This is a genomic window from Dickeya fangzhongdai, assembly GCF_002812485.1.
Taxonomy (GTDB): Bacteria; Pseudomonadota; Gammaproteobacteria; order Enterobacterales; family Enterobacteriaceae; genus Dickeya; species Dickeya fangzhongdai.
The window spans coordinates 2,324,443-2,345,382 of the sequence record NZ_CP025003.1 but is presented as its reverse complement, the minus strand read 5'-3'; the positions used below and the strand labels follow the sequence as shown (position 1 = coordinate 2,345,382).

The following is a 20,940-nucleotide window of genomic DNA, read 5'->3' as shown; positions in this document are numbered from 1 at the left end:
CCGGATGGAAAAGCGGCCGCGCATGGCGGCCGATGGGAAACCGATTATCGGGCCTCGCCCCTCACTTGACGAGCGGTGCCCACGGTGCAGAGTGAATAGCGAGGGAAACTGGCCGTCAACGCAGCCGACCACGCGCCAGCGTCAGTTTGTCATGGCTGATGCGCGACAAATTCTGGCTGAAATGACAATGCGTAATGGCAATCGCCAGTGCATCGGCGGCGTCGGCCTGCGGGCTGGCGGGCAATTTGAGCAGCGTTTTCACCATGTGTTGCACCTGGCTTTTTTCTGCCGCACCGGTGCCGACCACCGTTTGTTTCACCTGTCGTGCGGCGTATTCAAACACCGGCAACGACTGGTTCACCGCCGCGACGATCGCCGCGCCGCGCGCCTGCCCCAGCTTCAACGCCGAGTCAGCATTGCGAGCCATAAAAACCTGCTCGATAGCGAAATAATCGGGCTGAAACTGGGTGATGATTTCACTGACGCCGGCATAAATCAGCTTGAGGCGAGTGGGCAGATCATCCACCGCGGTGCGGATGCAACCGCTACCCAGATAGCTGATCTGCCGGCCTTGCTGGCGGACAATGCCATAACCGGTGACGCGGGAACCGGGGTCGATGCCGAGAATAATACTCATCGTTCTCCCCCGGTCGCCTGTTTAGCAAGGAAAACTGCCATTACAGCAGTGCCGCTACCTCGTCGGAGATCTCACCGTTGTGGTAAACCTCCTGCACGTCGTCGCAGTCTTCCAGCATGTCGATAAGACGCATCAGTTTCGGTGCGGTGTCAGCGTCCATGTCCGCTTTGGTGGACGGAATCATCGACACTTCGGCCGACTCGGCCACCAGACCGGCCGCGTCCAGCGCGTCTTTTACCTGACCGAAAATTTCCCACGGCGTAAACACGTCGATCGCGCCATCGTCATAGGACACCACGTCGTCAGCGCCGGCTTCCAGCGCCGCATCCATCACCGTATCTTCATCCAGACCCGGCGCATAGGAAATCACGCCTTTTTTGGTGAACAGGTAGGACACGGAACCGTCGGTTCCCAGGTTGCCGCCGCATTTAGTGAAAGCATGACGAACTTCGGACACGGTACGATTACGGTTGTCGCTCAGACACTCTACCATCACCGCGGTGCCGCCCGGGCCGTAGCCTTCATAAATGATGGTTTCCATGTTGGCGTCGTCATCGCCGCCCACGCCGCGCGCAATCGCCCGGTTCAGGGTGTCGCGCGTCATGTTGTTGGACAGCGCTTTATCGATGGCAGCACGCAGGCGGGGGTTGGAGCCGGGATCGCCGCCGCCCAGACGGGCCGCGGTAACCAGTTCGCGGATAATCTTGGTAAAAATCTTGCCGCGTTTGGCGTCCTGTGCTGCTTTGCGATGCTTAGTGTTGGCCCACTTACTATGACCTGCCATAAAAATCTCCGAAAAAAGCCTGTTGTTCCCTTTATCTTTCGCGCCGCCGCGGCGTTAGCACCCTCGTTCCCCCGGACACTTACGCGGGTAAGCGCCGGGATTCGCTCGGTCGCCGTTTTGCCGCAACGCGAAATCTATCAGGCTAGGCTGGACAAATAACAAATTCTTCAATCGCCTGCCGGTTGCTCCAGGATTTGGTCAACCGCGCCGCATCGGGCGCACCCAGCCACTGATAAGCCAGATGTTCACTGATCTCCACCGGGCGTTCATCAGGTAACGCCAGGCAAAACCAGTGTTCCAGGTTATGCGTGACGCCAGGGGCATAGCGACGTCTCAAATGAGCAAAAAGCTCGAATTCCACACTGCGTTGACAGTCAACCAGCGTCAGCGCCTCGGCAGCGATGTCGATGTTAACTTCTTCTTTCACTTCACGCTGTGCGGCACATCGCGCGCTTTCATCCTCCTCCAGGCTGCCGGTGACCGACTGCCAGAAATCCGGATCATCGCGCCGCTGAAGCATGAGCACCCGTCCGGTATTCCGGGCATAAATCACCACCAGCACCGAAACGGGTCGCTTATAGTTCATCTTACTGGTTCTCTGCATCCTGCGCGGCTTTGCCCTTACCCACCACCGCGATGGAGAGTTCATCCAGTGCCGACGGGTTGGCGAAGCTCGGCGCTTCGGTCATCAGGCAGGCGGCTGCGGTGGTTTTCGGGAACGCTATCACGTCGCGAATATTGTCGGTGCCGGTCAGCAGCATCACCAGACGGTCGAGGCCGAAAGCCAGACCGGCGTGCGGCGGGGTGCCGAACTTCAGCGCATCCAGCAGGAAGCCGAATTTTTCGCGCTGCTGCCGCTCGTCAATGCCGAGAATGCGGAATACCGTCTGTTGCATTTCGCTACGGTGGATACGCACCGAACCGCCGCCGACTTCGTAACCGTTCAACACCATGTCGTAAGCGTTGGCGATAGCGGCCGTCGGGTTGGCTTCCAGCTCTGTCGGCGACATATCGCGCGGCGCGGTGAACGGGTGGTGCATCGCGGCCAGGCCGCCTTCGCCGTCATCCTCGAACATCGGGAAGTCGATGACCCACAGCGGCTGCCAGCTGTTTTCGTTGGTGATTTTCAGGTCGCGACCCAGTTTCAGGCGCAGTGCGCCCAGCGCGTCCGTCACCACTTTGGCGCTGTCGGCGCCGAAGAACAGGATGTCGCCGTCTTCCGCCGCGGTACGCTCCAGCAACGCTGTCAGAATACCGTCGTTCAGGAACTTGGCGACCGGGCTCTGAATACCTTCCAGGCCGTTGGCTTTCTCGTTAACCTTGATGTAAGCCAACCCTTTGGCGCCGTAGATTTCGATAAATTTGGCGTATTCGTCAATCTGTTTGCGGCTCAGCTGTGCGCCGCCCGGTACGCGAATAGCGGCAACGCGGCCTTTCGGATCGTTGGCCGGACCGGAGAAGACTTTGAAGTCCACGTCTTTGAGCAGATCGGCCACATCCACCAGTTCCAGCGGGTTGCGCAGGTCCGGTTTGTCGGAGCCGAAGCGACGCATGGCTTCAGCAAACGTCATGATCGGGAAGTCGCCCAGATCCACACCGTGGATTTCCAGCCACAGCTCGCGCACCAGTTTTTCCATCACTTGACGCACCTGCGGCGCGGTCATGAAGGAGGTTTCCACGTCGATCTGGGTAAATTCCGGCTGACGGTCGGCACGCAGGTCTTCGTCGCGGAAGCATTTGACGATCTGATAGTAACGGTCAAAGCCGGACATCATCAGCAACTGCTTGAACAACTGCGGCGACTGCGGCAGCGCGTAGAATTTGCCTTTATGCACACGGCTCGGCACCAGATAGTCACGGGCGCCTTCCGGCGTGGCTTTGGTCAGCATCGGGGTTTCGATATCAAGGAAGCCGTGGCTGTCCATGAAGCGGCGCACAAAGCTGGTGATGCGGGCGCGGGTTTTCAGGCGCTGAGCCATTTCCGGACGACGCAGGTCAAGGTAACGGTACTTCAGGCGCGCTTCTTCGCTGTTGGTTTGGTTGGCATCCAGCGGCAGCGGTTCGGCCCGGTTGATGATGGTCAGCGCGGTCGCCAGCACTTCCACTTCGCCGGTCGCCATCTCTTTGTTGACCTGATTGTCCGGACGGGCGCGCACCACACCGGTCAGTTGGATGCAGAACTCGTTGCGCAATTCGGAAGCCAGAGTGAAGGCCTCCTGACGATCCGGGTCGAAGAACACCTGCACCAGACCTTCGCGGTCACGCATATCAATAAAAATCAGCCCACCCAGATCGCGGCGGCGATTGACCCAGCCGCACAACGTTACTTCCTGGCCCACATGGGACGAATTCAACAGCCCGCAATATTCAGTACGCATTACGATGTCCTTTTACACCGCCGCCGGCGCCCTGTTTCATACGCCAATTGGCGGCGACACAGGGTCTGTGAACCGGTCGGCATGGTTTTTCTGGATTACAGTCCAATGAAAAAAGGGGAGCATTATAAAGGAATTTCCCCACAACGATAAGTACGATGGTAGCGGTCTGCGGGCCGCCCCGCATACTCTTTTTTGCTTTTTGCCGTGCTTTTGCCTGTCGGTTACACAATTGCGGGGTATTATGCTAAAACCCTGTTACATCAGCCGTCATGGCGACCGGCTGTTTCAGGACGTTCACTCGCAGAGAGACCTATCGGGACAAGGATTTATGTATATCGGCTTACCGCAGTGGCAGCACCCCGGCTGGAACCGGCTGGGCCTGCGCGATCTGGCGGATTATGCCCGCCACTTCAACTGCGTGGAGGGAAACACCACCTTTTATGCGCTGCCGTCGGCGGAGTCCGTGTTGCGCTGGCGCGATATGACGCATGACGATTTCCGATTCTGCTTCAAGTTTCCTTCCGCCATCAGTCATCAGGCCGGATTGCGCCATTGCCAGCAACAGGTGGCGGAGTTTTTCCGTTGTCTGGAACCCATTCACCACCGGCTGGGACAGTTGTGGCTACAGTTGCCGTCTGCCTTTGGGCCAGACCAGACAGACACGCTGTGGCAGTTTATAGACGCCTTGCCGGCAGGAGGATTCCGTTATGGCGTGGAAGTCCGCCATCCGCTGTTTTTCGCCAAAGGCGATGAAGAACGCCAGCTTAATCAGGGGTTGCACCAGCGCGGACTCAACCGGGTGATCATGGATAGCCGGCCGGTGCATCATGCCGCCCCCACCAGCGACGCGCTGCGGGACGCCCAGCGCAAAAAGCCGAAGGTGCCGTTGCATGTGGTGCGCACCGCCGAAGAACCGCTGATCCGGTTTATCGGCAATGAAGATCCGGATGATAACCTGCGCTGGTTCATGCCCTGGCTCGCCAAACTGGCGGAGTGGCAAACGCATTCCCCCTACCTGTTCATCCACACGGCCGGTACGGCCAGCGCGCCGGAACTGGCGCAACGGCTATGGCCGCATCTGAGTGCGGTAATTTCCGGCATGCCGCCCTGCCCGGACTGGCCGCAGCAGTCGTCGCTGTTTTAGGGCGTTATGTTGAAAAACGCCGGGCAAACATCGCCGTCGGCTTTTATCACAGTTTCTTATTAATAGCGTTTGATATCCGCCAATTTCACCTACAATATCTTCGCGTTATGCAGGCGACAGGTCGGCGACAGACACGTTATGATAGCGTCTGCCGCTTCTGGTCAGGCAATGGAGTAAAAAATGGTAAGCGCGCTTTATGTGGTGCTCAGCGCATTGTTGTTAGTTAAATTGTCGGTTGATGTGGTGAAACTGCGAATGCAGTACCGGGTGGCCTACGGCGACGGCGGTTTTTACGAGTTGCAAACCGCCATTCGCGTCCACGGCAACGCGGTGGAATACATCCCTATCGGCGGCCTGCTGTTGGTGCTGATGGAGATGAATGGGGCGATGAACGCGATGATTCATCTGTGCGGAATTATGTTGTTGCTCGGGCGGTTATGTCACTACTACGGCCTGCGTCACCGTGAGTTGAACTGGCGGCGCTCCGGTATGGCGGCCACCTATGTTTCATTGCTGCTGATGATTCTGTTCAACCTCTACTACCTGCCCTGGGATCTGGTATTTACCCTGCGTTAATCCCGCCGGGTATCCACGGTAAGGCCTGCTGACGGCGCCTTACCGTCTTTCTCTCATACATCTTTGTCCCATCTTTCTGCTAGAATGCGCCCCTGTTCTTCCCTAGTATGCATTTTCCCTGCTATGTCAAACCGCGATATGCTTTTTTCCGCGCCCATCGCCAACCTGGGCGACTGGACGTTTGATGAACGCGTTGCTGAAGTGTTTCCGGACATGATTCAGCGCTCCGTTCCTGGCTATTCGAATATTATTTCCATGATCGGCATGCTGGCGGAGCGCTTTGTGCAGGCGGACACCCAGGTCTACGATCTCGGTTGTTCGCTGGGCGCCGCCACCTTGTCGATGCGCCGCAATATCCGCGTGCCCGGTTGCCGAATCATCGCCGTCGATAACTCGTCGGCAATGGTGGCCCGCTGCCGCCGCCATATCGAGGCTTTTCGCGCCGATACGCCCGTCGACGTTCGTGAAGCGGACATTCTGGACACCGATATTGAAAACGCCTCGCTGGTGGTGCTCAATTTCACGCTGCAGTTTATTCCGCCAGCTAGCCGGCTGACCTTGCTAAAACGAATCTGGCAGGGGTTGCGCCCCGGCGGCGCGCTGGTGCTGTCGGAAAAATTCAGTTTTGCCGATGCGCCGATAGGCGAATTGCTGTTCAACATGCATCTGGATTTCAAACGCGCCAACGGGTACAGCGAACTGGAAATCAGCCAGAAACGCAGCATGCTGGAAAACGTCATGCTCACCGACTCGGTGGAAACACACAAAGCGCGGTTGCGCGAAGCCGGCTTCAGCCACAGCGACGTGTGGTTCCAGTGTTTTAACTTCGGTTCCCTGCTGGCGTTGAAAGCGGAGCAAGGTTCATGATCGATTTCGGCAATTTCTATCAGTTGATCGCTAAAGGTCCGCTCAGCCACTGGCTTAATACGCTTCCGGCTCAGATCAGCCAATGGCAGCAGGAATCGCTGCACGGCGAATTCAAACACTGGGTTAATACCGTGGAACACCTGCCGACGCTGACGCCAGAGCAGCTCGATCTGGTCCACGGCGTCACTGCCCAGATGAATACGCCGCTGTCAGCCGGCCAGCAGTCGGGCATTGAGAGTCTGCTGCGTAACCTGATGCCCTGGCGCAAAGGGCCGTTTTCACTCTATGGCGTCGACATCGACACCGAATGGCGTTCCGACTGGAAATGGGATCGGGTGTTCCCGCATCTCAGCCCGTTGCAGGATCGGCTGATTCTGGATGTCGGCTGCGGCAGCGGTTACCACCTATGGCGCATGATCGGCGCCGGCGCTCGTCTGGCGGTCGGCATCGACCCGATGCAACTGTTCCTGTGCCAGTTCGAATCGGTGCGCAAGCTGCTGGGCAACGACCAGCGCGCCCACCTGCTGCCGCTGGGCATTGAACAACTTCCGGCGCTGGCCGCGTTTGATACCGTGTTCTCAATGGGCGTGCTGTATCACCGGCGCTCTCCGCTCGACCATCTGTGGCAACTCAAGAATCAACTGGTTTCCGGCGGGGAACTGGTGCTGGAAACACTGGTGGTGGAAGGCGATGAGCACTGCGTTCTGCTACCGGGCGAGCGTTATGCCCAGATGCGTAACGTCTATTTTCTGCCCTCGTCCGCCGCGCTCGCGCGCTGGCTGGAGAAATGCGGTTTTGTCGATGTTCGCGTGGTAGACCAGTGCGTCACGACGCTGGAAGAACAACGTCGCACTAGCTGGATGCGCACGGCTTCGCTGGCGGATTTTCTCGACCCGGACGATCGCAGCAAAACCCTTGAAGGCTATCCGGCGCCGTTACGGGCGGTGCTGGTAGCGCGCAAACCCTAAGCGGGAACGACTCATCGCCAATATCAGGGCGGCGCGGCGCATCCGTCGATCGCAGACCAGCGCCGACCGCCGCCCCAATCATCCTTAATACGAACCATCAGTTGCGGTTTTTAACGATCAGCTCGATGGCCGCATCCTCGGTCATATCGGTATTTTGGATCTCGACGTTGATATCCTGATTGTTGGTTTCATTAAAAAGCGTCGTATTGCCGACGGTCTGGAAATCGCCGGTTATCGCATCTCCCCTTTCCACTTCATAAATGTCCAGCAACTTAGCGACGATAAATCCGTCTTCCGGATCGCGGATAACGATGAAACCAATGCGATGCTCATGATGCACAACGATTCCACGCATAACAGGATTCCTTTTGGCTGTTGGGATAACAGGCAGCATATCACCGGCTCAGGGCGATAAAAGATAAACGTATAACAATTCAACACATTTTCTGGGCGTGATCACATTCAGTCCGGTAATAACCGCGACGTACAGCAACTGACGTATAACAACTATAGCGTACAGTGAGTGATGAAGCGGTCGTTCGACCGCCGTTACCATGGCAGAAAAAAAGCCCCGACAAGGCGTCGGGGCCTGGTACTCGCAAGCAGACCGATAAGGGGAATGCTGCGCGGCAAAGGGCATCGGGATATGCCAGACGGTGCCAACGCCTCATGCAGGCACAGTCTAGGAGGCGGATGTCGCAGAGGGAGCCGGTTCCGGGCTCAAGGCGTTTTTCATGGCCGCCACAACATCGCCATCAACACAGTAGTGCTGGAATTCATCCATTTCAGTTTCGGAACAGAGCGTGACACCCAATTTGCGATAACGCATCGGCGATGGCAACCATTGGCCTGCCGAGGTGTGCAATTCCTGAATACCACAGGCGCGGAATTTATGCAGATTGGTCAGCCTGACGCCCGCGCCCGCCATAATAATAGGACCGCAGTTGGCCGCATTAAGTTCCCGTAACAACGTTAACCCATTTTCGGCGCTTTGCTGCTGGCCGGAAGTCAGAACGCGGGCAACGCCCAAATCCGCCAGTTGATTCAGCGCCAGACGCGGATTCAGGCACATGTCGAACGCCCGATGGAACGTGACCGCCAGCCCTTCGCACCGCGCCATAACCTGCCGCATACGCGCCATATCAATATGGCCTTCTTCATCCAGAATCCCCACTACCAATCCTGGAAACCCCATCGACCTGATCTGATCGATGTCATACAGCATCGCCGTAAACTCCTGATGACTGTAACAAAAATCCCCCCCACGCGGCCGCACCATCGGGTGCACCGGAATGGCAAGCGTTTCCCGCGCCTGTCGCAATACGCCATACCCGGGCGTCAGGCCGCCCTCACGTTGCGCGGCGCAGAGTTCTATCCGATCCGCCCCCGCCTGCTGTGCCGTCAGTGCGCAATCAAGGCTATAACAGCAGACCTCCAGCATTGGCATATCCGCCTCCCTTGCAAAAAATAACGAAACCGGAAACACAACGCATTTCCGAAAGAATTGCCCGCTTATCACCCTATGCCGGCATGATACATGCCTAATACTGGCATCCCCTTGCCAGCGGCGGAGAGAGGCGTGTCACACTGGCGACAGGATTTGCGCGTGGAATATGACACGCCACACAATTTAAATGACCGCGAGCTAACCTACTGACCGGCCGACTGTTCGCTGGCTACGATCTCCTGAATACGGTAGGGATGAAATTTCAGCGTGACCCGCCCGTTAGTCACCGCCAGCGTCGGATTGGGCAGGCGTTCATGTTCACCCTGAGGATGGCTGAATTTCAGTTTAATGCCGGGAGTGGTCAGAGCCGCGTCCGGCAGGCAGGCCAGCGCACGGGGATGTAAGGTAGCCGGGTCGCCGGGCAATACCAGCTCCACGTGCTCCCACCCTTCGTGCGGATAATGCTGATTCCCCGGCCACGGCAGTTCCACGCAATCAATCTGCCACGGCCCCACCGTTAACGGTTGATGAAGGATAAACAGACAGATAGGCCGGCCGTTGATCATGTTTTCCGACAGCAACGACCCACAGGCCAGCAACGCCGTACGCCATTGCTCCGCCGTACTGTTCTGATGACAGCGCAGAGAAATGTGGTCGGCGTCAAACGCGGCAAGGTCAAGTTCGAGCTGCTGTGCGAGTTGCTGAAGTTCAGTTTCAAAACGGGAAAGGTCATTCAATAAGGAGGGGGGAAGCGTCGACGGTAACAAAGCGGTCATTATTTCCTCATTAACCTAAATAAATAGTTTATCCAGTCTAATTTAACATAGACAGAAATAACCTCCATCTTTTTGCGACTTTGGTATCATACCGTGCTGGCATTAGCCCGACTTTCTTGTCTTTTCATGCCATTATTTGCAACGGTGGACAAACTTCATTTCAATCAAAGAATAATAACAACAAATACTGTTAACAAAATGACAGAAATATAATAAAAATTACAATGTATTGATTTTTAATGAATTTAAAAACCCGATGAGAGTATTCTTAAATATTCTCTGTAACATTGAGAAATAAACAAAAAACGGATAACTTCGAAACTACCCAACCTCCACTAAATGACCAAAGGGCATTTACCATGTTGCTAATAACCTTCTCTATGCTAGTTGTCATTGCCGGTTATTCACTGTTCCGTCATTTTAAAACGATGCAGAGCACGCGACTGAGCACGGACCGTCGACACAAACGACGTTAAATTTTTTATTAATACTCCCCTTCCGCTATTCAGGCTTGCCGGAAAGCCGCGCCTTTCACCTTAAATTTTATTATCGATAATGGCAGCAGACATCTCGCCGCATTATCGGATGCTTTGTTTTATTTTTATTGACGCCCCGCCAGGGGCGCTTGTCATGGTGCTCTGCTGACTACACAACCCAAATATGGTATAAAGAAAGGCTTGATTCGTCATTTAGGGTAAACCGGTGAATATTCAGGCTCTTCTTTCAGAAAAAGTCCATCAGGCAATGATTGCGGCGGGCGCGCCCGCTGACAGCGAAGCAATGGTTCGCCAGTCAGCAAAAGCGCAATTTGGTGATTATCAGGCAAATGGCATCATGGCGGCCGCCAAGAAACTGGGCATGCCCCCGCGCCAGCTTGCCGAGAAAGTAGTACAAACGCTGCAGCTGGATGGCATTGCAGCCAAAACGGAAATTGCCGGTCCCGGTTTCATCAATATATTCCTCGATCCCCAGTGGCTATCCGGCCAGCTGGAACACGCGCTGACCGCCCCGAAACTGGGCGTCGCTGCGGTTGAGCCGCAAACTATCGTCGTTGACTACTCGGCTCCCAACGTAGCCAAAGAGATGCACGTCGGCAACCTGCGCTCGACCATCATTGGCGATGCCGCCGTACGTACCCTGGAATTCCTCGGTCATAACGTTATTCGCGCCAACCACGTCGGTGACTGGGGTACCCAGTTCGGTATGCTGATTGCTCATCTGGAAGATGTGCAAAACGACAACACCAGCGATCTGGAACTGGCGGATCTGGAAGCGTTCTACCGTGAAGCGAAAAAACACTACGATGACGATGCCGTCTTCGCCGAGCGCGCCCGCGGTTACGTAGTAAAATTGCAAAGCGGCGACGAATATTGCCGTTCGATGTGGCGCAAGCTGGTGGACATCACCATGGTCCAGAACCAGCATAGCTATGATCGTCTGAACGTGTCGCTGACCCCAAATGACGTCATGGGCGAAAGCCTCTATAACGCCATGCTGCCGGAAATCGTCGCCGACCTGAAAGCCAAAGGGCTGGCGGTGGAAAGCGAAGGCGCCATCGTGGTCTATCTGGACGAGTACAAAAACAAAGAAGGCGAAGCGATGGGCGTCATCATCCAGAAAAAGGATGGCGGCTACCTTTATACCACCACCGATATCGCCTGCGCCAAATACCGTTATGAAAAACTGGGCGCCAACCGTGTGCTGTACTATATCGACTCCCGCCAGCATCAACACCTGATGCAAGCCTGGAGCATCGTGCGTAAAGCCGGTTACGTGCCGGAATCCGTCAGCCTGGAACACCACATGTTCGGCATGATGCTGGGTAAAGACGGCAAGCCGTTTAAAACCCGCGCCGGCGGCACCATCAAGCTGTCCGAACTGTTGGACGAAGCCTACGAACGCGCGCTGACGCTGATTGCCGGCAAAAACCCGGAGATGGAGCGCGGCGAACTGGAGCAACTGGCGCAGGTGGTATCGGTAGGCGCGGTCAAATACGCCGACCTGTCGAAAAACCGCACCACTGACTATATCTTCGACTGGGATAACATGCTGGCGTTTGAAGGCAACACCGCGCCCTATATGCAGTATGCCTACACCCGCGTTGCGTCGATCTTCAAACGCGCCGGGGTGGAAGAAGCCAGTCTGACCCAGCCGATTGCGCTGACCGCCGAGCATGAACAAGCGCTGGCGACCCGCCTGCTGCAGTTCGAAGAAACCGTTACCACGGTGGCCCGCGACGGTACGCCGCATGTGATGTGCGCTTACCTGTACGATCTGGCCGGGCTGTTCTCCGGTTTTTACGAAAACTGCCCGATCCTCAACGCCGACAGCGACAGCGCACGCCAAAGCCGCCTCAAACTGGCGCTGCTGACCGCCAAAACGCTGAAAACCGGCCTGGATACGCTCGGCATCCAGACCGTCGAGAAGATGTAATTTCTGTCGCGCCTCCCCTTCCCGTCATGGGAAGGGGCCTTTCGATATCATCACGCATGCCTTCCAACCTGCGCGCAGTCCGGCTCATTGCACACTGGCTGATTTGAAACTCTCCAGCGCCGCTTTTGCCTGATTTTGCAATAGCATGACTATCGGCGTGCGTTTGCTGCGGCTGTTGTTCGTCAGATAAGTACCGATCGCACGCAGCAACGCTTCCACACTCGCCTGGGATTTTTGCTGATGAAAACTCGCCAGCGCCGTATCAACCGGAACGATGTTCTTGCGGGTCGTGACCATTAACAGCTCATGGGTGGTGGATTGTTGAATAAATTCGTTATACGGCATCACGCGATTGATACCGGCCATCACCACCGCATCTTTGTCTATCGCGGCCGTCAGCCCGTCGCTGGCCTCGGCAAGTGATTTACCGAACGCCTGGGAATCGGGAAGATGCAGTTGTTTGATGTGATTCTTGCTGTCTTCAACCGCCTCAAGCGATGACGTCAATCCCTGTTTTTCCAACACAGCGCCATCAAAATGCGACAACGACCGCAACTTCTCTATGTTGGCTTCAATGCCTTGCATCAGCTTATGTTCTTCATCAACCAGTTCGGCATACTGGTTTTGCAACTTCTCGATGCCATATTTTTTGTTGAATTCAGCAAGCTGGCGATTGGCCTGTTCATCATTAAATTTTCCCACCAACGCCCGGTGGTACTGACTTTTACGCTGCAGCAGCTCCACATATTTCGTTTCCAGCGTTTTCCTTTTATTTCCTGCGCTCAGGCTGCGCTGTTTCAGTTTTTGCAGGTATTTTTCTATGGTCTTACGTTCATCACGCAAAATACGCATGCGCTCGTCGCCGCTGCCAGCAATCGGCTGATTCCCTTGCAGCAGGGTCTTCGCTTCCGTTCCTTTAATAGCGCGGTATTCCGGCGGGTTGGCTTTTTTCCCTATTCCCAGTGTTTCCGGTTTTTCCGGCGCCATCGCGTCTTTCGTGCTGCCGATTTTGCCCACCAGCTCGTAATTCCCCATGCGCCACTCGGCGGCGGTATATTCAAAGATAGTCTTATTAAAGAAATACAATGCTTTGGCCTTTACCACCACCCCAATGGACGCCACCGCTTCCGGCTTGAAGCGATAATCAATCATCAGCGGTTCGATCGTCTTGAACTGGCGCGCATCACGATCGAATCGGGCCTGCCCCCCCAGGTTCACCTGACTGTGCAGCATGGCCTTGCCTTCGGCGAAAGCCCCGGCGCTGAGCGCCAGCAGCAGTTGAGAACCCGCATTCACCCCCAGTTCAGCGCGCAGGCCGATCGCGCCGCTAAAATTGGCATGTTTGCCGACGGCCCATATACCGTCCTTGCCCTTCGCGTTCAGTAAAATATTGATATCCAGATTGGCTTTCGCCTCCAGCGAACCATAGACCTCCAGCCCTGGGAAAATCGGAAATATTATCTCAACCTTGAGCGGCAATCCGGCGGCCAGGCTCTCCAGCGACAGCTGTTTCTCGTAACCGACCTCGCCGAACAACTCCGATGGATTCAGCCGCGCCGACGCGCCAAACGCCGAAAAATGCAGTTCATCCAGTTTCGGCCGGAAGGTTTTCACCGTCAGCCCGCTCTGCTTCAGGTCTACGCCGGAAACCAGAAACGTCACCGGACCTATCGGCAGAAAATCCATGAGCCCGGAGTTAAAACCGGGAATAAACTCCGTCATGTTGTTATCGTCGCTGGCCGGCCGGTTCGGCAACAGCGTCAGGTCCGCGTTATCGACGTGTAAACCGTCGCGGTTGATCAGCGCGTCGTTGATCCCCAACGAAAACAGCGACGTTTCTACACTGGCGGAAGCCACAGACCCCTGGAAGCCATCTGCGCCCCTGCTGAGGCGCAGCTGTTTCGCGCTGCCGGTGACTTTAGCCAGCTTGAGCGCCGCATCGCTGGTCAACGTCATCGATTTGCCATTCTCTCCGATCAGGAATTGCAGTTGCTCCAGCGTAAACCCGGAAAACAGCGCCAGCTTCTGCGGACCGTGCACAATGGCGGAAGAGAAATTCACGCCGTTGCTATCAATGCTGACATCATTCACCTCGCCTTCAACATCGATGGCTTTGATACGCAATGCCGCCTGTTTCATGGTGAAGCGTCGCTGGTCATGGTCGTAACCCAGCTCGCTGGCTTTCAGGTGAAAGGCGTGATAATCCGCCTCGAAGTGCCCGTTACTGAGCACGATGTGCGTTTTCTTCTCGCGGCTGTTGTAGCGAATACTCGCCGTACCGCCGGCCTTCACTTCGGAAAACAGTATGTTGAGGGTGGCGCTGGCCGCCGCCTCCCATTCGTCAGTACCGGCGCGCAACTCACCCTGCACTTTTTCCAGCATGACCCGATCGCCGAGCAACGGGATCCGCTGCCCGACGATCGAACCTTCACCGGTTACCGCTTTATTCTTCACCGTCAAGCTTGCAATCATCCCCCGGATATCCAGTCCGGTCAGCGGTTGTAGATTCAGTTCGGCGTCGGTGAGGCTTAGCCCGTTCGTTTTGCTGATGGCCGCCTGCTTGATGGTGACGACGCCTTTGCTTTCATGAAAGTCATCCATACTGCCCGACTTAAAATGCCCTGCTTCATCAAGCTCCAACATCAAATGCGCGCCCGCATTCCAGCCATACAGACCAATGCCGGCGTAGGCGGAAAAGGTCATCCCGGTATTTTTCTGGTACTTAGCCCGTATGTCCTCCGCCAGCACCGTGCGATTGCCGATGGAAAACTCCTTCAGGAAAAAGCCCAGCTGTTGCAGCCCTTCATTGCTGACCGACAGCGACGTCATATCCAACTGGCGCACTACAAACAAATCGCTGCCGAACACGATTTCCTTGATCAGGTTGATGCTTTCCTGCGATTCCAGAATCGCCCCGCCCTCCCACGGCAGGATCAGCGTCAACTTGCCGTTCTGCCCCAGCGATCCTTCATGATCAAACAGCCGGTAGCCGAGCGAAAACCCAGCGTGCAGCCCGCCCTGCGTCGTTTTTCCATCGCTCTCCTGCTGGGTATTTTTCAGTTTTACGGAGCCGACCTTCAGCCAGATGATGTGCAAATCCAGGCTGGCGATCGCTTTTTTCTGTTCATCCGGCGATGTTGTTTTTCCTTGCTTGCCTGTCGTTGATGTCGGTGCGCTTTCAGCGCCCGGCCCCTGCCACCAGTTGGCGTAGAGGTACTGACCGAATTTGACCGCGCTGCTGATCGGATGGCTGGCCGCGTTAATGGCGATCTTGAGGATATCCACCACCTGCAACAGCACATGGGTAGACGCCCCTTCATCGGCAACCACCAGCAAGCTGTGGCTAAAGCTGACCGCCCGTTGACTCGGCAGGTAGCTCGCCACCTTGCCGGCCAGAAACAAGATACCGGTTCTCACCGGCGCCGGCAGCGCTTCCCAGATGCCGATGGCGGTACTGAGCGCGTTGCTGAACGAGGTCGCCTTATCGATGATTTTTCCAAACGACTCGTAATGCGACAGCATCTTCAGCGCCTGAGCATCGGCAAACAGCAATATGTTGTTCAGGCCCAGCGGCAGCAGATGGGTTTTCAGCAGAGAAAAAGTGAAATCGGACACGATGCTGCGCTGTATCGCCTGATGGGAATCCGGCCAGGCATAACGCTGCATCGGCACGGCGGGCGACGTTGCTAAACCGGGTTCCCCGGTCAGCGGCGCCGCGGTCGACATCTGCTGCGCCTGTTGCCCCATGCGGGTCGCCTCGGCCTCCAGCGCCGGATCATCATTGATGCCTGCGCCATGCAGTTGCGTCGTGGCGCGCACCCGCCCCTGTGCCTGTTGCACCACATGACCCAGTTCATGCGGCAGATGGTGCGATTGCCCTGGCGCGAGATGAATATCGGCGCCCTGCGCATAGGCATGCGCGCCGTAGCGCGCCGGTTTATCCGAGTTATAGTGCACCCGAACGTGATCCAGCGATTGCCCGGATAGCTGCTCCATCCCTGACTTCAACGATGACGGCAGACCGGTTTGTCCCGCTGACGGCGCCAACTGACGATTATCCGGCAACGCCGCGCCTCCCCGACGCGGCTTACGCTGCGCGACGGACTGGGTGTGGTGGCGTTGCTGCCGCGATGCGGAATTAAAGTCAGCCATGTCGTTGCACTCTGGTCATTTGAATTTGGATGACGAATTTCCCTGACTGAACACCCCGCCGGGATACGCGCTTTTATTGGCCGCCCACCACTGGTTAGCCGCGGCATGGCTCTTGAACGAGCCAACGTAAGTCCAGTTCCCGCCCGCGGGTCTGACCCAGTAATAGCGATCGCCTTTGAGTTGCAAGGTAGCCGACGGCGATGCCCGATTATCCTGCAACGGCTGACGCGGCTGGCGTTGCGCCTGGCGCTGGGTCGTTGCGGTGTGATGCTGCAGACCGGCATGCTTCATGATGCACCCCGCGGTGAATGGGTTAAGCGAATGGTTTTGTTGTCTTTCTGGAATTCCTGACGGATACCGTTCAGCAGATCGTCACGATGCACAACGCGTTCGTTGCGACGGATGGCTTGCAGCGCGCACTGTCGCAGTACGTTGACGATTTGCCCGCCGGACAGCTCGAAATCTTCGGCGATGCGCGATAAGTCGATATCATCGCCCAGTTCGCACACCCCCCGAAAGGCGTTCTGCCACAGCAGCAGCCGCTCTTGCGGGCCGGGAAGAGCGAACTCCACCATGCTCTGGAAGCGGCGGGTGAAGGCATCATCCATATTGGCCTTCAGGTTGGTGGCCAGAATCACGGTGCCGGGAAAATCCTCAATGCGCTGCAACAAATAACCGGTGAGCTGGTTGGCATGGCGATCGTTGGAGGACTGGGTGACCGTACGCTTGCCGAACAAGGCGTCCGCTTCGTCAAAAAACAGGATCCAGTCTTTGTAACTGGCGGCATCAAATACCCGCGACAGGTTTTTCTCGGTTTCGCCGATGTATTTAGAAACCACCATCGACACGTCCACGCGATACACATCCCGGTCGGTGGCTTTGGCCAGCAACGCGGCGGTAAGGGTTTTTCCCGTCCCCGGCGGGCCGAAAAACAGCGCGCGATAACCGGGTTTGACTTTCTGATCGAGCCGCCACTCCTGCATCAGGGTATCGCCGTAAGACAGCCAGGCGCGGATCTCATTCACCCGGTTCATCACCCGATAGTCCAGAATCAGATCCTCCCAGCATAGCGGCGTCTCCAGCGGATGGGCTGGAAAGCTCATGCTCAGTTCGGGACGCGGATGCTCGCCGGTAATCAGATACGTCAGCCAGCGGTCGCTGAGCCGATAGACGCCGGCCCAGGCAGGCAACGCGGGGTCGGCCGGCAACAGTTCGGTGACCTGCTCCGCCATAAAGCGGTGCCGGGGCGATAGAATATGCATCACCTCCAGCCGCCAGGCCGGATCATTGCCGGCAATCAGGAAATTAAGGGTTTGTCCGGTGGGAATGAACCCGCTGAACGCTTTATCGCTCACCCCGCCGAACTCGCTGAACCCCCGCTCGGTACTCAGGTTCAGCCCGAACAATTTATCCAGCACGTTGGGGCTCAAAGCGGGAGCGATAGTCAGCGCCAGCGCCAGCCGCTCAAACGTATTCAGTTCCCAATTCAGGACCAGATCGGCATACACGCTGCCGTGGTGTTCCAGCCGCGGCGGGGTAATTTCCAGCCAGTGGTTTTCATGCCCTTCATGCTTCAGATAACAGCCAATCACCTGACTAACCACCTGCGACAGCCAGTGCATTTCCCGGTAAAGCGCGGCAATATTGTGCTCGGGTGAAATCATGACCATGACTCCTTATTAACATCCTGCGGCAGCAAACCGAGCTGCATTCATGGCCGGGGCGCGCTCGTGAAAGAACGGCCCGGCATGAACCAACGCCAACGTTACGTCACCTTTGCGGCTTATGCCGCGTAGGCCGCGGCTTTTGCAGCCCCCAATCCAGCCGTCAGTGAATTCAGCAGCACGGTGGCGCTCGCCAGGTCGGCCTGCGCCGTTTCCAACTGCATGTTCGCCATGTTCACGGCCGCCAGCGCGGACTGATAGCTTTCCACCGCCCGTTGGTAGCCTTTCTGGATCAGGGTGAACAGCGCATTATCCTGCTGACTCTGGATAACCTGATTCAGTTGGGCGATATAGATATCTACCTGAATCGTGATATCCACCAGCGCGTCGCTGGATTGCTGATACGCCTGGCGGGCCTGTTCCATTGACTGGTGCGCCTGGATCACCTGCTGTTGCTGTTGGCTCTGCGCATTGCTGCTGTCCGCCGTTGCCGTTTCGGCCGGCGCACTCATCAAATTGAACTGTTTTTCATACGCTGCCGTTTGGGCGAACTGCGACGCCTGCAGCTTCTGGTTGTCCTGCTGCGCCTGCGTCAACGCCTGCAACGCCCCCTCGACATTGCCGATCGCCTCCAGCACACGGCCGTACAGCGCGCCCGCCTGTGGCGAATCGTCTTGTTCGCCCACCAGCAGTCGCCGCAATTGCGAAGCCTGCCGAAATTCGAGCGAGGAAATGCTACCCGCCTCATCCGCCGACGCCGCGGTGGCATAGCTGCTTTGTAGCGCGGTCAGCGTCAATGCTACGGCGCTGTTGGCATCGGTCGTCGCCTGATTCAGCACCGTGACCAAATCATCGGGGATGACATTATTGGCTGCTTTCTGACGGTTAACGAACCCGGACAACTTCTCGATCACGTCCACCGAAAAAATAAGCTGTTCGATCAACACCGCAATATCGTCGGTGGTGTCTTTCACCTTATTACGGCTCTTTTCGGTCTGCTGTTGTACCTGTTGAGAATAGCGCCGCAGCTCTTCCACATTAGCCACCAGCGACTTGGCCTGATTAAGATGAGCGAGAGCGGTATCTTTTTTCGTGTCGGCGTCGCTGAGCAACGACGCAAAATAAGCCTGTTTGGCCGTCAATGCCGTTACCACGGACGTCAATTCGTTGACCCGGTATTGCGCGCTATTAACCTGATTCGTCAGCGCCTCAATCTCGGCATTTTTCTTTTCAGCGATGCCAATTTTCATATTTTTCACGGTATGCGCTCCTCACGGATTAGCTTTCGGTCTGTTGTTCGTTGTTTTCGTCCCCGCCGGCCGGCGCCGCCGTACTGTCGCCGGATGCGCTCACCGCAGGGGGCGTGCTGACGGAAGTCACGTCTTCACTGCCGGCCAGCGCCACCAGCACCGCGGGCGTTGTCGCCCACAGCGACGACATGGCGCTGGCGTAAGCGTTCTGCGCGACGTTGTCAGAGGGGACGGTGAGCACCACCGGCAGATAGTACATACCGGCGATCAACGGGGAGCCGAAGTTGTCGGTCATGTCATCCGGGATGGGCGCCTCCATAGTGCGAACCACCGCGCCATTGTCGATGTGCGTCGCTTTACAGTAAGCCAGTTGATAGTTGGCGCTGGATACCTGCGCCGCTATGGTCTTGTTGAAGTAGAAATTAATGAAGTTGCCGTTCGCGCTTTTTTCTTCAAACGAATCATCGGTCAGCAGGCCGCCGGTCAACGGCTGCCAGGCCGGCAGCAACATGACGCGAAACGCCTGCGCGCCAATATTGTCGGACTGAATGGTAAACAGGACGGATTTGTTATCCGTACTGAAACCAACGTCTTCCGCTACCGACAACGGTGTCTGCACGTTTACGCTCTGGGACGCGCTGGAAAGAATATTGCTGAAAGAATTGATGTATTTCTGGTAAGGCAGGCTCAGTACCATGTACAGATAGACCACGTAGTCCATGCCCGTGGTGAGCGGGTCGCCGTCAATATCGGTGATAGTCTTCCCATGATCCGGCAGCAGAATGGTGGTTTCATACGGCGCCGCCACCTGAACAAAACGCGATGTAGCATACGCGTTAAACAGCGCTTCTACCTGTTCCAGCTTCACCCCGGCGGATTTGTCCGCCCTGACGACAAACACATGGCAGACGGGGGCGGCATCCGGAATCGCGCCATCGTTTCCCTGATGCACGCCGGAGCCTGCCGGATAGGTTGGGAACGGTTGCGAATACGGGGTGAAACTGACCGTAATACCATCCGCCTTATCCGTGACCGTCGCGGTCAGGCCAAAATTGAGCGCCTGATTACTGTCGGTCACGGTTTTCCGGATGGCGTGCATTTCCCGTTTAGCGTCCTCCAGCACGCCCTCAGCCTGCTTTTCAGCCTTACTGGCGCCGGCCACCGCTTTCTGGCCGGTCACCGCCTGCGCCGACAAGGCATCAAACTGGGCATTGGTGGCCGTCAGCAGCGTTTTTAAGACAGACTGGGACTTGGTCGCCTGATTCAGCAGGTCGGTGGCGATAATCTCCGAGCTGGCCGCCGCCGCATCCATCGCCTGTTTCGAAACATACTCCGCATAATTCGCGGTGGTGCGGATGAAACTGTTGGCTTCCAGCGTCTTCTTGTAAATATCGGTGCCATAGCACGCCGCGGCGGCGATATTCAGCGCGCTGCCCAACTCCGCCGCCAGTTTCGAAATCGCTTTGGCGGCCGTCTGGATATTGACGGCGGCCGTGGCGCTATTGGTCACGGTGGTCGCCGTCGCGGTCTGAATCTGCGTGGATGACGACAGCAGATTCGTCAGTAGATTATCGTTTTTGACCCCTTGCTCGCTGATAACCTGGCTGGCGAGAAGTTGCGCGCCGGTGGCCGTCAGGTTCTCGATGGCGTTCAACTGCGCGCCCTGCGCGTAATACAGGCTGTACTGCGCGCTGTACAACTGTGATTGCAGTTGCTGCTGTTGCGTATACAGGGCCGAGAGGGAGTTTCCCACCGTGTCCTGCAAGTTTTCTCTATACGAATTCATAGTCTCACCTTCCCCTTCATTCGTTGATTAACGATTTACGGCACACCGATTCACGGCACATCGACTCACGGCACATCT

At 56.6% G+C, this 20,940-nt stretch carries 17 protein-coding genes; 5 read left to right on the top strand and 12 right to left on the bottom strand.

The window, feature by feature from the left end:
- Nucleotides 1-115: 115 nt before the first annotated feature.
- The 4 genes from ruvC to aspS form a co-directional block, all read right to left on the bottom strand.
- Nucleotides 116-637, bottom strand: coding sequence for a crossover junction endodeoxyribonuclease RuvC (gene ruvC, locus CVE23_RS10560; RefSeq protein ID WP_038659051.1), 522 nt, complete (start codon nt 635-637; stop codon nt 116-118).
- A gap of 40 nt (nt 638-677) precedes the next feature.
- Complete coding sequence (locus tag CVE23_RS10555) at nt 678-1,421, bottom strand: YebC/PmpR family DNA-binding transcriptional regulator (RefSeq protein ID WP_038918936.1); 744 nt, start codon at nt 1,419-1,421, stop codon at nt 678-680.
- Between the two features lie 142 nt (nt 1,422-1,563).
- Nucleotides 1,564-2,007, bottom strand: coding sequence for a dihydroneopterin triphosphate diphosphatase (gene nudB, locus CVE23_RS10550; protein ID WP_038659057.1), 444 nt, complete (start codon nt 2,005-2,007; stop codon nt 1,564-1,566).
- A gap of 1 nt (nt 2,008) precedes the next feature.
- Nucleotides 2,009-3,799, bottom strand: a complete 1,791-nt coding sequence (gene aspS / locus CVE23_RS10545) for an aspartate--tRNA ligase (RefSeq protein ID WP_038918934.1) — start codon at nt 3,797-3,799, stop codon at nt 2,009-2,011.
- A 328-nt stretch (nt 3,800-4,127) separates the two neighbouring features.
- Here aspS and CVE23_RS10540 point away from each other — a divergent pair, with 328 nt between their 5' ends.
- From CVE23_RS10540 to cmoB, 4 genes are all read left to right on the top strand, one after another.
- The gene (locus tag CVE23_RS10540; protein WP_038918933.1) at nt 4,128-4,943 is read left to right on the top strand and encodes a DUF72 domain-containing protein; all 816 of its coding nucleotides are present in this window, start codon (nt 4,128-4,130) and stop codon (nt 4,941-4,943) included.
- Nucleotides 4,944-5,123: 180 nt separating this feature from the next.
- On the top strand, nt 5,124-5,519 hold the full coding sequence (locus tag CVE23_RS10535; protein WP_038659066.1) for an MAPEG family protein: 396 nt from the start codon (nt 5,124-5,126) through the stop codon (nt 5,517-5,519).
- Nucleotides 5,520-5,642: 123 nt separating this feature from the next.
- Nucleotides 5,643-6,386: a carboxy-S-adenosyl-L-methionine synthase CmoA gene (gene cmoA / locus CVE23_RS10530; RefSeq protein WP_038918932.1), complete on the top strand. Its 744-nt coding sequence runs from the start codon at nt 5,643-5,645 to the stop codon at nt 6,384-6,386.
- A complete protein-coding gene (gene cmoB / locus CVE23_RS10525) occupies nt 6,383-7,354 on the top strand; it encodes a tRNA 5-methoxyuridine(34)/uridine 5-oxyacetic acid(34) synthase CmoB (RefSeq protein ID WP_100849498.1) in 972 nt (323 codons plus the stop codon). Before cmoA ends, cmoB begins: the two co-directional genes overlap by 4 nt.
- A gap of 97 nt (nt 7,355-7,451) precedes the next feature.
- Here the strand turns inward: cmoB and CVE23_RS10520 are convergent, their stop codons facing one another.
- From CVE23_RS10520 to CVE23_RS10510, 3 genes are all read right to left on the bottom strand, one after another.
- A complete protein-coding gene (locus tag CVE23_RS10520) occupies nt 7,452-7,748 on the bottom strand; it encodes a hypothetical protein (protein ID WP_038918930.1) in 297 nt (98 codons plus the stop codon).
- Nucleotides 7,749-8,036: 288 nt separating this feature from the next.
- Nucleotides 8,037-8,801, bottom strand: coding sequence for a copper homeostasis protein CutC (gene cutC / locus CVE23_RS10515; protein ID WP_100849497.1), 765 nt, complete (start codon nt 8,799-8,801; stop codon nt 8,037-8,039).
- A 203-nt stretch (nt 8,802-9,004) separates the two neighbouring features.
- Entirely contained in the window at nt 9,005-9,577 is a 573-nt protein-coding gene (locus CVE23_RS10510; protein WP_038918928.1) for a VOC family protein, read from the bottom strand.
- A 702-nt stretch (nt 9,578-10,279) separates the two neighbouring features.
- On the opposite strand from CVE23_RS10510, the gene argS reads away from it, so the two are divergent.
- A complete protein-coding gene (gene argS, locus CVE23_RS10505) occupies nt 10,280-12,010 on the top strand; it encodes an arginine--tRNA ligase (protein ID WP_100849496.1) in 1,731 nt (576 codons plus the stop codon).
- Between the two features lie 84 nt (nt 12,011-12,094).
- On the opposite strand, the gene CVE23_RS10500 is transcribed toward argS, so the two are convergent.
- The 5 genes from CVE23_RS10500 to CVE23_RS10480 all read right to left on the bottom strand — a co-directional run bounded on the left by CVE23_RS10500 (nt 12,095) and on the right by CVE23_RS10480 (nt 20,862).
- A complete protein-coding gene (locus CVE23_RS10500) occupies nt 12,095-16,162 on the bottom strand; it encodes an eCIS core domain-containing protein (protein ID WP_100849495.1) in 4,068 nt (1,355 codons plus the stop codon).
- A gap of 15 nt (nt 16,163-16,177) precedes the next feature.
- Nucleotides 16,178-16,453 carry a hypothetical protein gene (locus CVE23_RS10495; protein ID WP_038918926.1) on the bottom strand — a complete coding sequence of 92 codons (276 nt, stop codon included), beginning with the start codon at nt 16,451-16,453 and terminating at the stop codon, nt 16,178-16,180.
- Complete coding sequence (locus CVE23_RS10490) at nt 16,450-17,826, bottom strand: ATP-binding protein (protein ID WP_049853930.1); 1,377 nt, start codon at nt 17,824-17,826, stop codon at nt 16,450-16,452. The genes CVE23_RS10495 and CVE23_RS10490 overlap by 4 nt, the downstream gene beginning before the upstream one ends.
- 119 nt (nt 17,827-17,945) lie before the next feature.
- The gene (locus CVE23_RS10485; protein WP_038918924.1) at nt 17,946-19,085 is read right to left on the bottom strand and encodes a hypothetical protein; all 1,140 of its coding nucleotides are present in this window, start codon (nt 19,083-19,085) and stop codon (nt 17,946-17,948) included.
- Between the two features lie 19 nt (nt 19,086-19,104).
- Nucleotides 19,105-20,862: a hypothetical protein gene (locus tag CVE23_RS10480; RefSeq protein WP_100849494.1), complete on the bottom strand. Its 1,758-nt coding sequence runs from the start codon at nt 20,860-20,862 to the stop codon at nt 19,105-19,107.
- Nucleotides 20,863-20,940 lie beyond the last annotated feature (78 nt).

What these genes read in the sequence shown, in the direction of transcription:
- aspS (WP_038918934.1), bottom strand. Translation starts at nt 3,799, where the DNA reads ATGCGTACTGAATATTGCGGGCTGTTGAATTCGTCCCATGTGGGCCAG.
- CVE23_RS10555 (WP_038918936.1), bottom strand. Translation starts at nt 1,421, where the DNA reads ATGGCAGGTCATAGTAAGTGGGCCAACACTAAGCATCGCAAAGCAGCA.
- ruvC (WP_038659051.1), bottom strand. Translation starts at nt 637, where the DNA reads ATGAGTATTATTCTCGGCATCGACCCCGGTTCCCGCGTCACCGGTTAT.
- CVE23_RS10535 (WP_038659066.1), top strand. Translation starts at nt 5,124, where the DNA reads ATGGTAAGCGCGCTTTATGTGGTGCTCAGCGCATTGTTGTTAGTTAAA.
- CVE23_RS10495 (WP_038918926.1), bottom strand. Translation starts at nt 16,453, where the DNA reads ATGAAGCATGCCGGTCTGCAGCATCACACCGCAACGACCCAGCGCCAG.
- CVE23_RS10490 (WP_049853930.1), bottom strand. Translation starts at nt 17,826, where the DNA reads ATGATTTCACCCGAGCACAATATTGCCGCGCTTTACCGGGAAATGCAC.
- cutC (WP_100849497.1), bottom strand. Translation starts at nt 8,801, where the DNA reads ATGCCAATGCTGGAGGTCTGCTGTTATAGCCTTGATTGCGCACTGACG.
- CVE23_RS10510 (WP_038918928.1), bottom strand. Translation starts at nt 9,577, where the DNA reads ATGACCGCTTTGTTACCGTCGACGCTTCCCCCCTCCTTATTGAATGAC.
- cmoA (WP_038918932.1), top strand. Translation starts at nt 5,643, where the DNA reads ATGTCAAACCGCGATATGCTTTTTTCCGCGCCCATCGCCAACCTGGGC.
- CVE23_RS10540 (WP_038918933.1), top strand. Translation starts at nt 4,128, where the DNA reads ATGTATATCGGCTTACCGCAGTGGCAGCACCCCGGCTGGAACCGGCTG.
- cmoB (WP_100849498.1), top strand. Translation starts at nt 6,383, where the DNA reads ATGATCGATTTCGGCAATTTCTATCAGTTGATCGCTAAAGGTCCGCTC.
- CVE23_RS10520 (WP_038918930.1), bottom strand. Translation starts at nt 7,748, where the DNA reads ATGCTGCCTGTTATCCCAACAGCCAAAAGGAATCCTGTTATGCGTGGA.
- nudB (WP_038659057.1), bottom strand. Translation starts at nt 2,007, where the DNA reads ATGAACTATAAGCGACCCGTTTCGGTGCTGGTGGTGATTTATGCCCGG.
- CVE23_RS10480 (WP_100849494.1), bottom strand. Translation starts at nt 20,862, where the DNA reads ATGAATTCGTATAGAGAAAACTTGCAGGACACGGTGGGAAACTCCCTC.
- CVE23_RS10500 (WP_100849495.1), bottom strand. Translation starts at nt 16,162, where the DNA reads ATGGCTGACTTTAATTCCGCATCGCGGCAGCAACGCCACCACACCCAG.